The 13,462-nt window shown below is 69.4% G+C and carries 11 protein-coding genes; 7 read left to right on the forward strand and 4 right to left on the reverse strand.

Features of this window, described 5'->3' with window-relative positions:
* Positions 1 to 150 precede the first annotated feature (150 nt).
* Positions 151 to 717, reverse strand: a complete 567-nt coding sequence (locus tag RV986_RS38955; protein WP_475921880.1) for a methylated-DNA--[protein]-cysteine S-methyltransferase — start codon at positions 715 to 717, stop codon at positions 151 to 153.
* A 92-nt stretch (positions 718 to 809) separates the two neighbouring features.
* A complete protein-coding gene (locus RV986_RS38960) occupies positions 810 to 1,685 on the reverse strand; it encodes a glycerophosphodiester phosphodiesterase (protein WP_475921881.1) in 876 nt (291 codons plus the stop codon).
* Between the two features lie 278 nt (positions 1,686 to 1,963).
* Between RV986_RS38960 and RV986_RS38965 the strand changes: the two genes are divergently transcribed.
* The 6 genes from RV986_RS38965 to RV986_RS38990 all read left to right on the forward strand — a co-directional run bounded on the left by RV986_RS38965 (position 1,964) and on the right by RV986_RS38990 (position 10,351).
* The gene (locus RV986_RS38965) at positions 1,964 to 2,830 is read left to right on the forward strand and encodes an MHYT domain-containing protein (protein WP_475921882.1); all 867 of its coding nucleotides are present in this window, start codon (positions 1,964 to 1,966) and stop codon (positions 2,828 to 2,830) included.
* Positions 2,831 to 2,870: 40 nt separating this feature from the next.
* Complete coding sequence (gene uvrB, locus RV986_RS38970; RefSeq protein ID WP_475921883.1) at positions 2,871 to 5,000, forward strand: excinuclease ABC subunit UvrB; 2,130 nt, start codon at positions 2,871 to 2,873, stop codon at positions 4,998 to 5,000.
* 159 nt (positions 5,001 to 5,159) lie between these two features.
* Positions 5,160 to 5,738 carry a TerD family protein gene (locus RV986_RS38975; protein WP_475921884.1) on the forward strand — a complete coding sequence of 193 codons (579 nt, stop codon included), beginning with the start codon at positions 5,160 to 5,162 and terminating at the stop codon, positions 5,736 to 5,738.
* A gap of 45 nt (positions 5,739 to 5,783) precedes the next feature.
* The gene (locus tag RV986_RS38980; RefSeq protein ID WP_475921885.1) at positions 5,784 to 7,841 is read left to right on the forward strand and encodes a TerD family protein; all 2,058 of its coding nucleotides are present in this window, start codon (positions 5,784 to 5,786) and stop codon (positions 7,839 to 7,841) included.
* A 284-nt stretch (positions 7,842 to 8,125) separates the two neighbouring features.
* Entirely contained in the window at positions 8,126 to 9,124 is a 999-nt protein-coding gene (locus RV986_RS38985) for a TerC family protein (RefSeq protein ID WP_475921886.1), read from the forward strand.
* 126 nt (positions 9,125 to 9,250) lie between these two features.
* On the forward strand, positions 9,251 to 10,351 hold the full coding sequence (locus RV986_RS38990) for a calcium:cation antiporter (RefSeq protein ID WP_475921887.1): 1,101 nt from the start codon (positions 9,251 to 9,253) through the stop codon (positions 10,349 to 10,351).
* A gap of 115 nt (positions 10,352 to 10,466) precedes the next feature.
* Here the strand turns inward: RV986_RS38990 and RV986_RS38995 are convergent, their stop codons facing one another.
* Both RV986_RS38995 and RV986_RS39000 read right to left on the reverse strand, forming a co-directional pair.
* Positions 10,467 to 11,735 carry an MFS transporter gene (locus RV986_RS38995; RefSeq protein ID WP_475921888.1) on the reverse strand — a complete coding sequence of 423 codons (1,269 nt, stop codon included), beginning with the start codon at positions 11,733 to 11,735 and terminating at the stop codon, positions 10,467 to 10,469.
* Positions 11,736 to 11,829: 94 nt separating this feature from the next.
* Positions 11,830 to 12,876 carry a S66 family peptidase gene (locus RV986_RS39000; RefSeq protein ID WP_475921889.1) on the reverse strand — a complete coding sequence of 349 codons (1,047 nt, stop codon included), beginning with the start codon at positions 12,874 to 12,876 and terminating at the stop codon, positions 11,830 to 11,832.
* 102 nt (positions 12,877 to 12,978) lie between these two features.
* Between RV986_RS39000 and aroQ the strand changes: the two genes are divergently transcribed.
* The gene (gene aroQ / locus RV986_RS39005; protein ID WP_475921890.1) at positions 12,979 to 13,452 is read left to right on the forward strand and encodes a type II 3-dehydroquinate dehydratase; all 474 of its coding nucleotides are present in this window, start codon (positions 12,979 to 12,981) and stop codon (positions 13,450 to 13,452) included.
* The last annotated feature ends 10 nt before the right edge of the window (positions 13,453 to 13,462 follow it).

A 13,462-nucleotide genomic window follows, 5' to 3' on the forward strand; every position in this document is an offset into this window, starting at 1 on the left:
CCCGGCCACAAGTCCGAGCCGTGTTGACCGGTCCCCGAGCCGTGCTGACTGATCCCCGGGCCGTGCTCTCACCAGTCCCCGAGCCGTGCTCACCGGTCCCGGATCCGGGGCATCGATTCCGATTCCGATTCCGGATCCGTTTCCGTGCCGTCAGAACAGTGGTTCCGGAAGCACTCCCTCCAGTGCCAGCAGCTTCCGCTTGGTCTCCAGCCCGCCCCCGAACCCCCCGATGCCGCCGTCGCTCTCCACCACCCGGTGGCACGGCACGACGACCGGCAGCGGGTTCGAGCCCATGGCGACCCCCACGGCCTGGGCCGCACCCGGCTGGCCCACCCGCCCGGCCAGGTCGCCGTAGCCCACGACCGCGCCGTACGGAACGCCCGCGGCCAGTTCGCGCAGTACCTGACGGTTGAACCCGGAGATCAGCGCCCAGTCCAACGGCAGCTCGAAGTCGCGCCGCTCGCCCGCGAAGTACGCCGCGACCTGGCGTATCGCCTCGGCCAGGAGCGGCGACCCGGGCGCCTCGACCGGCTCGGTGCCCAGGCGCGCCGTGAGCCGCTCAAGAGCCTTGGCCCGCACCGCGTCCGTGGCGTGGAAGACCACGTTCACCAGGCCGTCGTGTGTCGCCGCCAGCAGCAGCGGACCGATGTCCGTGCCGACGACGGCCCACACGACCCGCTGCCCGTCCTGCCCCTCGCTCTGCCCATCGCTGTCCATGCGACCCACCGTACGGCCCGCCACTGACAACGCCCGCGGCACCGATGCCGCCCGGCGTCCGCACTCCGGGCGGGAGGCCCACGAGGGACCGGTCAGGTCTGCTGCAGAGCGCTCCGGATCACGTCGGGCTTGTTCGTGATGATGCCGTCCACGCCGTGGCCCGCCAGGCGGCGAGCGGTGTCCGCGTCGTCGACGGTCCAGGCGAAGACCCGCATCGGCCTGCCGTGCGGTCCGTTGCAGGAGTGGACTGCGGAAACGTAGTCGGCTGAGAGGGAGCTGTGGTCCGGGTTGATCAGATCGGCGAACCGCGCGTACTCCTCCAACCGTGCGACCGACGGCTTGCCCAGAAAGGCCGTCGTGATGCCGGGGCGCAGTTCGTGCACCGTCCGCACGCTCTGCGCGCTGAAGCTCTGGACGATCAACCGGTGGCTGAGATGGTCCGGATCGAGCCAGCCTTCGTTGCTCAGAAGTTTGAGGGTCTGCCGCTCGATGCCCGGGTACAGCTCAGGGTTCTTGATCTCCAGGACGAGTTTCTGGTGGTTGTGCGAGACACGGTTCATGTACTGCTTCAGCGTCGGCACGCGCGTGCCCGCGAACCGGAGGCCGAACCAGCTGCCCGCGTCCAGACGCGCGATCTCCGCCGCGGTGAAGTCCTTGACCTTCCAGGGGGCCCGGTCGGGATAGACCTGCTCGACGTCGGTCGTACGCGCCAGGGTGGCGTCGTGCAGGACGACGAGTTCGCCGTCCTTGGTGCGCTGGACGTCGTTCTCGACCCAGCCGAATCCCATCGCGGCGGCCTTGTCGATGGAAGCGAGGGTGTTCTCGGGCGCGTAGGCGGACGCACCGCGGTGCGAGACGACCAGCGGAGGCCTGCTGTGGGAGCCGGCCCGGGCATGCGGGTTGGGCAGTATCAGCACGGTGCCCCCGAGCAGCGCGACGGTCGTGGTGGCGGCAACGCGCGCGTGCATATGTACTCCTCACGTCGAGCGGTCACGGACAGATCAAGAGTGACAGCAGAGAGTCGACGGAGGAGGAGTGCGGGATGGACACGGGTTGAATGGAGTTGACCAAGACCGCTCACTGGCATCGCACAAGTGGGGCGAGGTCGTGATTCTTTGCCGGAAAATCGTTCGACCATTCAGGTGAGGGTCATACTCTCTGCCTCAACCCTGGCCGTTGTTGCGGACCCGAGGGTGGGGGCATTTCCGGGAATTTCGGTGTAACAGGGCGGGAAGGGCAACCGCGCATGCAGGGCACGGTCGACGGCTTCACTTACGGACTCGTCACACCGGTGGTGGCGTATCTCATGGCCTGCTTGGGCGGAGCGCTGGGACTGCGCTGCACCACCAGATCGATGCTCGTCGCCCGCTCCTGGCGGGCCGGCTGGCTCGCGCTCGGCTCGGTGGCGATCGCCTCGGGCATATGGACCATGCATTTCATCGCCATGATGGGGTTCACCGTAAAGGAGACCCCGGTCCACTACGACAGACCGACGACGTTCGCGAGCCTCGGCGTGGCCATCGTGATGGTCGGTATCGGGATCTTCATCGTGGGGTACCGGGGTGCCACCGGAACGGCGCTGTTCACCGGGGGCACCATCACCGGTCTGGGAGTCGCCACGATGCACTACCTGGGCATGGCCGGCATGCGCCTCAACGGGAACCTCGAATACAACACCTTCACCGTCTCCGCCTCGGTGGTCATAGCCGTCGTCGCCGCCACCGCCGCTCTCTGGGCGGCGGGACAGGTCCGGGGATTCCTCTGGAGCGTGGGCGCCAGCCTCGTGATGGGGCTGGCTGTCAGCGGCATGCACTACACGGGCATGGCAGCCCTCAGCGTCCATCTGCACGGCACGTCCAGCACCCCTGGCGGCGACTCGGCCGCCGCGCTCCTCGCGCCCATGTTGATCGGCCCGCTGGTCTTCCTGTGTCTGGCGGGCGTCGTCGTGATGTTCGACCCGCTGATGGTCATGGGCAAGCCCGACTGGACGCCCACGCAGCGCCGGCCCGGCGTCCCGGCGCACACCGTGGCCCCGTACCCGGGCCGCCGTCCCCCGCCCCGGTCCGGCCGGGACCGCGGACACCGCAGCTCCCGCACCCCCCAGAACAGGTGATCCGGGCCCGTTGTCAGTGCGGGGTCGTACGGTGGAACACATGCGGCCCGTATCAAAGATCGAACGTTCGGTGGCGCCCTTCGAGGTCGTCAGCCCCTACCAGCCGAGCGGTGACCAGCCGGCGGCCATCGCCGACCTGGAAGAGCGCATCCGCGCGGGTGAGAAGGATGTCGTCCTGCTGGGCGCGACCGGCACCGGCAAGTCCGCCACCACCGCGTGGATGATCGAGAAGCTCCAGCGCCCCACGCTCGTCATGGCACCGAACAAGACGCTGGCCGCCCAGCTGGCGAACGAGTTCCGCGAGCTGCTGCCGAACAACGCGGTCGAGTACTTCGTCTCGTACTACGACTACTACCAGCCCGAGGCCTACGTCCCGCAGTCCGACACCTACATCGAGAAGGACTCCTCGATCAACGAGGAGGTGGAGCGACTGCGCCACTCCGCGACCAACTCGCTGCTCACCCGCCGCGACGTCATCGTGGTCGCCTCGGTCTCCTGCATCTACGGCCTCGGTACGCCGCAGGAGTACGTCGACCGGATGGTCAGCCTCAAGGTCGGCGACGAGATCGACCGCGACGACCTGCTGCGCCGCTTCGTGGACATCCAGTACACGCGCAACGACGTGGCGTTCGCACGCGGCACCTTCCGGGTCCGCGGCGACACCATCGAGATCTTCCCGGTCTACGAAGAGCTCGCCGTCCGTATCGAGATGTTCGGCGACGAGATCGAGGCCCTCTCCACGCTGCACCCGCTCACCGGCGAGGTCATCAGCGACGACAACCAGGTCTACGTCTTCCCGGCGTCCCACTACGTGGCGGGCCCCGAGCGCATGGAGCGCGCGGTGAACGACATCGAGAAGGAGCTGGGCGAGCGCCTCGCCGAGCTGGAGAAGCAAAGCAAGCTCCTGGAGGCCCAGCGCCTGCGCATGCGCACTACGTACGACATCGAGATGCTCCGCCAGATCGGCTCCTGCTCCGGCGTCGAGAACTACTCGATGCACTTCGACGGCCGCGAACCCGGCTCCGCACCGAACACACTGATCGACTACTTCCCGGACGACTTCCTGCTCGTCCTCGACGAGTCGCACGTCACGGTCCCGCAGATCGGTGCCATGTACGAGGGTGACGCCTCCCGCAAGCGCACCCTCGTGGACCACGGCTTCCGGTTGCCCTCCGCGCTGGACAACCGTCCCCTGAAGTGGGAGGAGTTCCAGCAGCGCATCGGGCAGACCGTCTATCTGTCGGCGACCCCGGGGAAGTACGAACTCTCGCGGGGTGACGGCTTCGTCGAGCAGATCATCCGCCCCACCGGCCTGATCGACCCCGAGGTCGTCGTCAAGCCCACCGAAGGTCAGATCGACGACCTGGTGCACGAGATCCGCAAGCGCACCGAGAAGGACGAGCGCGTCCTGGTCACGACGCTCACCAAGAAGATGGCCGAGGACCTTACGGACTACTTCCTGGAGCTCGGCATCCAGGTGCGCTATCTGCACAGCGACGTCGACACCCTGCGCCGCGTCGAACTGCTGCGGGAACTGCGCGCGGGTGAGTTCGACGTCCTGGTCGGCATCAACCTGCTGCGTGAGGGCCTCGACCTGCCCGAGGTCTCCCTGGTGTCGATCCTCGACGCCGACAAGGAGGGCTTCCTGCGCTCGGGCACCTCGCTGATCCAGACCATCGGCCGCGCGGCGCGCAATGTCTCCGGCCAGGTCCACATGTACGCCGACCGGATCACCCCGGCGATGGAGAAGGCCATCGAGGAGACCAACCGCCGCCGGGAGAAGCAGGTCGCGTACAACGAGGAGAGAGGCATCGACCCGCAGCCCCTCCGCAAGAAGATCAACGACATCGTGGCGCAGATCGCCCGCGAGGACGTCGACACGGAACAGCTGCTCGGCTCGGGCTACCGCAAGGGCAAGGACGGCAAGGGAGCCAAGGCACCCGTCCCCTCGCTCGGCGGCAAGGCGGCCAAGTCCGCCAAGGGCAAGGCCAAGGACGCGGTGCCGACCGACCGCCCGGCGGCCGAACTCGCCGGGCAGATCGAGGAGATGACCGAGCGGATGCGGGCGGCCGCGGCCGACCTCCAGTTCGAGATCGCGGCCCGGCTGCGCGACGAGGTGTCGGAGATGAAGAAGGAACTGCGTCAGATGAAGGAGGCGGGCCTGGCCTGAGGCCCCGCCGACCGTGCCGGACCTCGGCATATACGCGCTGTGTTGCAAGACCGACACAAAGCGCGCCCCAGGGTTCGGCACTGTCGGTGGCGCTGCGTAGTGTTCTTGTCATCCGCGGACTCCGCGGCAACAGGGGACAGCCTGAGAGGGGAACAGCGCGTGACGGTCAACATGACCAAGGGCCAGGCCATCAGCCTGCAGAAGAAGGACGGGGGTACCCTGACCGCGGTGCGCATGGGGCTCGGCTGGCAGGCGGCTCCCCGGCGCGGCCTCTTCGGCTCGCGCACCCGGGAGATCGACCTCGACGCCTCCGCCGTGCTGTTCGCGGACAAGCAGCCCGTCGACGTGGTGTTCTTCCGCCACCTCGTCAGCGACGACGGCTCCGTGCGACACACCGGTGACAACCTGGTCGGCGGCGTGGGCCAGGGCGGCGACGACGAGGCGATCCTCGTCGACCTCCAACGCGTCCCGGTCCACATCGACCAGATCATCTTCACGGTGAACTCCTTCACGGGCCAGACGTTCCAGGAAGTGCAGAACGCGTTCTGCCGCCTGGTCGACGAGACCAACGGCCAGGAGCTCGCCCGCTACACGCTCGCGGGCGGCGGCCAGTACACCGCCCAGATCATGGCGAAGGTGCACCGCGCCGGCGCGGGCTGGCAGATGACGGCCCTCGGTACTCCGGCCAACGGCCGTACGTTCCAGGACCTGATGCCCGCGATCCTGCCGCACCTGTAGGCGGCCCGGCGCGCGGCACACGAAGCGACACAGGGGGACAAGGCGATGACGGCCGAGCTGGTCCGGGGACAGAACCACCCGCTCTCCCAGGTCCGTCTTGAGGTCCGCGTATCGGCCGGAAGGCCGATCGTGGCCGGGGCCACGCTCGGTGACGAGCAGGGCAAGGTCCGGGGCGTCGAATGGGTGGCCCACCCGGGCGCGCCCACCCTGCCCGGCCTCGAGGTCTCCAAGCAGGCGGCGGCCGACCACCGCCTCGCGTTCGATCTGGATGCCCTGCCGGAGCCCGTGCACCGCGTCCATGTGCTGCTCGCGTTGCCGACGGGAGTCGGCGGCCCCGTGCGGTTCGGTGCCGTCGCCGCCCCCTTCGTCGCCGTCACCGGCCTCGACGGCTCCGAGGTCGCCAGCTATACGATCACCGGCCTGGACGCCGAGTCGGCCGTCGTCGCCCTGGAGCTCTACCGCAGACAGGGCGCCTGGAAGGTGCGCGCGGTCGGCCAGGGGTATGCGGGCGGCCTCGCCGAACTCCTCACCGACCAGGGCCTGCCCCAGGCCCGGCAACTCGCAGGCAGTATCAACGAAGCGGTGGCCCAGGGACTGGCACGCTCGGTGTCGGCACCCCCACCGCGCACGGCGGACACGGACCGCTCACGACAGGCGGCCGCCTCGGCCCCGGGACCGGACCAGCCGTACGCCGGACCACAGGGCGCCTCCGGGACCGTAGCGCCGCAGCAGTCCCCGTACGACGCGCCCGCTCCGCAAGGAGCCGTGCCGCCGCAGACGGGTTACCCGGAGGGTGCCACCGTGCCGCAGTCTGGCTACGCGGCAGGATCCGCGCAGCCCGACCCCTCCGCCGTCAGCCAGCCGTCCGCGCCCACAGGCGGCGGCCCGGTCGACTACAGCCATCCCGGCCGCCAGACCACGGCGCCGCCCACACCGCCACCGACCGCACCACCGGCCCCGCCCGGCCGGCCCGCACAGCCCGTCGCGGGCGACGCGACCGGCTGGTCCATGGAGGAGCGGCTCTACAACCAGGTGTGGGGCATGTTCGAGGACCTGGCACGCACCACGGCCGCCTACCGTAGCGCCGTCGACTTCGCCGACTCGCGTATGGAGCAGGAGCTCGACAAGGTCCTCTCCGACCCGCGCAGCCGGATCGGCGGACAGGGCGACGCCGCGCGCGAGGCGGCCCAGGCCAAGCACGCCCAGCTGGTCGACCAGGCCCGCGCGGCGCTCGACCGGGACCTCGCCCAGCTCACCGCCGAGGCCGAAGTCGTCGAGCCCGCGCTGCCCGCGGCGTACGCGCGCTGGGACAGCCCGGTCTGGCACGGCTACCGGGTGCCCATGGAGATCCCCATGGCACTGCGTCTCGGTGACCTCCGGCTGCCCGAGAGCGAGGGCCTGAGCATTCCGATGCTGGTCCGGCTGCCTCTTGAGCGCGGCCTGTGGATCGACAGCGGACGGGCCGGCCTCGACGACTCGCTCGCCGACGCCGATGAACTGCACCGCCTGGCCATGGACACGGCGGTGGCGCACGCCGCGCGGCTGCTCGCCGTCTACCCCGCGGGCGAGTTCACGGTGCATGTCATCGACCCGGCCGGTTCGGGAGCCCCGTCCCTGGTGCCACTGGTGCGTTCCGGAGTGCTCGAAGGCCCGCCCGCCGCAGGCGCCGCGGGTGTGGCCGACGTCCTGGCCCGCCTCACCCAGCGCGTCGACCTGGTGCAGATGGCGGTGCGGGGTGGTGCAGCCGACTCGCTGCCGCCGGACCTCGACACCGCCGAGCAACTGCTGATCGTCAACGACTTTCCGCACGGTTTCGACGACCGCGCCGTGACGCAGTTGCGCTATCTCGCGGACGAGGGACCTGCCGTCGGCGTCCATCTGATGATGGTGGCCGACCGGGAGGACGCCGCCGCCTACGGACCGTTGCTCGACCCCCTCTGGCGTTCGCTGCTGCGACTCACCCCGGTACCCGACGACCACCTCGCCGACCCGTGGGTGGGACATGCCTGGACGTACGAGCCCGCGCTCGTCCCGCCGGGCAGTCAGGTGCTCCAGCAGGTCCTCTCGCAGGTCGCGGCGGCCCGCCGCCCCTGGAACCGCTGACCTCGCGGGCACTTCACCAAGCATCCGTAAAGTGCCTCTGACCAGGGGATTTGGTTCTTCTTTTACTAATCTCTTTACCTTTACTTGGCGATTCGGGTACTCTTTTTCGTACGGAGGGAAGTACTCCCTACCTGCTGCGGCGTACCCGTCAATACGGATCTGGCCAGATCCCGGGGCGTCGGCCCGTGGGCAGCTGGCGTATCACGCGCCACTCCTGTCACGGGTGGAAGAGACCTCCGGTAGCGACGACGCTGACATTTGCCGTTACTACTGCCGGAGGCGCAGTGGATGTTTCCGTGACCCTTTGGGTCCTCACGATCATGGGCCTTGCCGCCCTCATCGCGGTCGACTTCTTCATCGGCCGTAAGCCGCACGACGTATCGATCAAGGAGGCCGGAATCTGGACGATCGTCTGGATCGTTCTGGCCGCGCTGTTCGGACTGGGACTACTCGTCTTCTCCGGCGGCGAGCCCGCCGGTGAGTTCTTCGCCGGCTTCATCACCGAGAAGTCGCTGAGCGTCGACAACCTCTTCGTCTTCGTCCTGATCATGGCGAAGTTCGCGGTGCCCACGCAGTACCAGCAGCGGGTGCTCCTCTTCGGTGTGCTCATAGCGCTCGTCCTGCGTGCGATCTTCATCGCCGCGGGCGCCGCGATCATCTCCAACTTCGCCTGGGTCTTCTACATCTTCGGCGCGTTCCTCATCTACACCGCCTGGAAGCTGATCCAGGAGGCCCGGGCCGACGAGCCGGAGGAGGAGTTCGAGGAGAACAAGCTGCTCAAGGCTGCCGAGAAGCGCTTCGGAGTGGCCGACCGCTACCACGGCACCAAGCTGTGGATCGAGCAGAACGGCAAGCGCGTCATGACGCCGATGCTGGTCGTGATGCTCGCGATCGGCACCACGGACGTGCTCTTCGCGCTCGACTCCATCCCCGCGATCTTCGGCCTGACCCAGGACCCGTACATCGTCTTCACGGCCAACGCGTTCGCACTGATGGGTCTGCGCCAGCTGTACTTCCTGATCGGCGGCCTGCTCAGGAAGCTGGTCCACCTCAGCTACGGTCTGTCCGTCATCCTCGGCTTCATCGGCGTCAAGCTGGTGCTGCACGCGCTGCACGAGTCCGGCGTCCACGTCCCCGAGATCTCCATACCGGTCTCGCTCGGCGTGATCTGCGCGGTCCTGGTCGTCACGACGATCACCAGCCTGATCGCCTCCAGGAAGCAGGCGGCGCGTGAGGCCGCCGAGGGCGCTCAGGGGGCTCCGACGAAGAGCATCGACGTCTGACCACGTCGGCGGTGACAACCACCGCCCCTGGGAGGTGTGCGGGGTACCGCACCCCGCACACCTCCCGGTGACCGGCCGGACGATCACCGGAATGCGGGGCCCGGCCACGCCTGCGACGATCGCTGCATGATCGTTCGGCTCCGGTCACTCCTGGCACAGTGGACAGCCGTCGTGCCAGCGGTCGCGGTGGTCCTGCTGGTCTTCACCTGGGGGCGCGACCTGCCCGCCGCGGTTGTCGTGCTGGTGACACTGGTCCTTGCCGGGGCGGTGCTGGCTGCCGTCCACCACGCCGAAGTGATCGCGCACCGGGTCGGCGAACCCTTCGGTTCCCTCGTCCTCGCCGTCGCCGTCACGATCATCGAGGTGGCCCTCATCGTCACCCTGATGGCGGACGGCGGCGCCAAGAGCTCCACCCTCGCCCGCGACACGGTGTTCGCGGCCGTGATGATCACCTGCAACGGCATCGTCGGACTGTGCCTGCTCGTCGCCGCCCTGCGCCACGGGCTCGCCGTCTTCAACGCGGAGGGCACCGGCGCCGCTCTGGCGACCGTCGCGACGCTGGCCACGCTCAGCCTGGTCTTCCCGACCTTCACCACCAGCAAGCCGGGCCCGGAGTTCTCCACGGCCCAGCTCACCTTCGCCGCGCTCGCCTCACTCGTGCTGTACGGCCTGTTCGTGACGACCCAGACCGTGCGCCACCGCGACTACTTCCTCCCGATCACTCGCCAGGGTGTGGTGATCGACGTGGACGACCACGCCGACGCCCCGTCCGCTCGTGACGCCGGCGTGAGTCTGGGGCTGCTCGCTCTGGCCCTCGTCGGAGTGGTCGGCCTGGCCAAGGGCGTGTCGCCCACCATCGAGTCCGGGGTCGAGGCGGCCGGCATGCCGCAGTCCGTGGTCGGCGTGATCATCGCGCTGCTCGTACTGCTCCCCGAGACCATCGCCGCGCTCCGGTCGGCCCGTCGCGACCGGGTGCAGACCAGCCTGAACCTGGCCCTCGGCTCCGCGATGGCCAGCATCGGCCTGACGATCCCCGCGGTCGCCCTGGCCTCCGTCTGGCTCTCCGGCCCGCTCGTGCTGGGCCTCGGCCCCACCCATATGGTGCTGCTCGTGCTCACCGTGGTGGTGAGCTCCCTGACGGTGGTACCCGGGCGCGCGACACCCCTCCAGGGAGGCGTGCACCTGGTGCTGTTCGCGGCGTACTTGGAGCTGGCGGTCAACCCCTGACCGAAGCCGGCTCGGCAGTCGGCGCTGGCTCAGCAGCCAAGGCTCAGCAACCGAGGCCCAGCGGCCGAGGAGTACCGGCCGGAACCGTGGCCGGTGCTCGTTCCGCGGCCGGTGTTCACTCCGTGGCCGGTGCGACGGCCAGCCGGGGAACCGGCCGGGTCTCCGGCAGCAGCGCGAAGCACCCCAGGCTGAGCAGCGCGATGCCCGTCAGATAGGCGGCCACTCCCCAGGGCACCCGCTCTCCCTCGGCCACCGCCGTCGCCACGATGGGCGTGAGCGCGCCACCCAGGACTCCGCCCAGGTTGTAGCCCACCGCCGCGCCCGTGCAGCGCACCCGAGGCTCGTACAACTCCGGCAGATACGCGGCGATCACGGCGAACATCGTGATGAACGCGAGCAGAGCCACCAGGAAGCCCAGGAACATCAGCAGGGGTTCGCCGGTGGACAGCAGCGCGATCATCGGGAACATCCACAGCGCCGAGGCCGCACAGCCCACCAGACACAGTGGCCGCCGCCCGTAGCGGTCGCCGAGAAGGGCCACCACGGGTGTCACGGAGCCCTTCACCACCACGGCGGCCATGATGCAGGCCAGCATGACGGTGCGGCTCACCCCGAGCCGCTCGACGCCGTAGGCGAGCGCCCAGGTCGTCACCGCGTAGAACACCGCGTAGCCGACCGCGAGTCCACCGGCCGTCAGCAGGACGAGCCGCCAGTGGTCGCGCACCACCTCGGCGAGCGGCACGCGCGCGTGGTCCTCCATTTCCAGAAAGCGCGGGCTCTCCGCGAGTGAGCTGCGCAGCCACAGCCCCGCCGCCGCGAGCACGCCCGCGGCCCAGAACGGCACCCGCCACCCCCACGCCGCGAACTGCGCGTCGGACAGTGTGGCCGACAGCACCAGCATCACTCCGTTGGCCAGCACGAACCCCACGGAGGGGCCGATCTGCGGGAAACTCGACCACAGCCCGCGCCGCTCGGGGGGAGCGTGCTCGGCGATCAGCAGCACCGCCCCGCCCCACTCCCCGCCGAGCCCGAGGCCCTGCAGGAAACGCAGCACGAGAAGGAGCACGGGAGCGGCCGTACCGATCGAGTCGTACGTCGGTACACAGCCGACCGCGACGGTCGCCGCGCCGGTCAGCAACAACGAGGCGACGAGTACCGGCCGCCGCCCGCGCCGGTCCCCGATGTGCCCGAACAGCACGGAACCGAGAGGGCGTGCGACGAACCCGATACCGAACGTCGCGAAGGCCGCCAACGTCCCCGCCAGTGGGGAGAAGGTCGGGAAGAACAGGGGACCGAGGACCAGGGCGGCCGCGGTCCCGTAGACGAAGAAGTCGTAGAACTCGATGGCCGTCCCGGCGAGCGAGGCGGCCGCGAGCCGGAGCATGGAGGGCGCGCTTACGGTGCGTACGTCGTGCATGCCGCGTCAACTACCCACGGTGACCAAGAGTTACGGGGGGCGTGCGGGAGCGCGACGTGTGTCAGTACGTGACGGTGATGCGCCGGGCGGGGCCGTCGACGCGGATCGTGCCCCCGTAGGGGATGACGAGTTGAGGGTCGGTGTGACCGAGGTCGACGTCGAAGACGATCAGGGCGTCGGGAGCGTACGTCCGCATGGCGCGGAGCACGGCCTCGCGCTGTTCGGCGGCGTAACGAGCGCCTTCCTCCGGGCTGTTGGGGTGCTCGAAGGACCAGGTCTTGGGGCGGCCCATCAGGAGCGCGGAGAAACGCTGGAGCAGCCCGCGCTCGCCCATGTTCCGCAGTGTGCGGAAGACCTCCGTGGCGCTCGGCATCTCCTCCGAGGTCTCCAGGAACAGCACTCCGCCCTCGTACACCGAGAGGTCGTGCGAGATCTCGCGGTCGGCCATCAGCAGCCAGCCGACGATCTCCAGGCAGCCGCCCCAACCGCGCCCCTCGACCAGCCGGTCGGTGTTCAGCCAGGTCCATCCGGTGCCGGGCCGGGTCTCCGGCTCCGCGTCGAAGGTCGCCGGGTCCGCCCAGTCGCGGTTGACGTCGCCCCATCGCTCGGCGGGGGCGAGTTCGTACGCGTCCGAGGTGAACAGCGCCGCCCGAAGGGACTCGGCGGTGTGCGGATCCAGGGCACCCGGCCGGCCCAACGCGGTCATCACGGTCGCACCGTGATAGCCGACGATCCCGGTGTTGTACAGATACGCCAGCAGGTTCGTGTTGTCGCTCATCCCGAAGAACGGTTTCGGATGCGCCCGGATCAACTCCCGGTCCAGCAGCGGCAGCACGGTGATCTGGTCCTCGCCCCCGATCGACGCCATGACCGCCTTGACGTCGGGGTCGGCGAAGGCCGCGTGGATGTCGTCGGCCCGCTCCCGCGGCGTGGCGCCCATCTTCCGGGTCGCCGGATACTCGACCGGTTCGAGGCCGTACTCCTTGCGCAGCCGCTCCAGGCCCAGTTCGTGGGGGAGGGGGAAGAGCCCGGGCAGGCCGGCGGAGGGCGAGATCACGGCCATCCGGTCTCCGGGAGAGGGCTTGGGAGGGTACGCGGGCGCGGTCATGACGGGAGGGTACGGGCCGTCAGCTCCCCTTCGCACCGTGATAAACCGGGTCCGAGCAGCGGTCCTCAACGGGCCGGCAGACCTGGAAGGACCGGAGGAACTGTGCCCCGCACCCTCGCCAACGCCCCGATCATGATCCTCAACGGGCCCAATCTGAACCTCCTCGGACAACGCCAGCCGGAGATCTACGGCTCGGACACCCTCGCCGACGTGGAGGCCCTGTGCGCCAAGGCGGCGGCCGCGCACGGCGGCACGGCGGACTTCCGTCAGTCGAACCACGAGGGTGAGCTGGTGGACTGGATCCACGAAGCGCGCCTGAACCACGCCGGGATCGTGATCAACCCGGCCGCCTACTCGCACACCTCCGTCGCGATCCTGGACGCGCTCAACGCCTGTGACGGCCTTCCGGTGGTGGAGGTCCACATTTCCAACATCCACCGGCGCGAGGAGTTCCGGCACCACTCGTACGTCTCGCGGCGGGCCGACGGGGTCATCGCGGGGTGCGGGGTGCAGGGATACGCGTTCGCGGTGGAACGGATCGCGGCGCTGGCGGGGACGGGGCAGGCGGACGCCTGACGACGGGGCA

This window comes from Streptomyces sp. RLA012, from assembly GCF_056270325.1.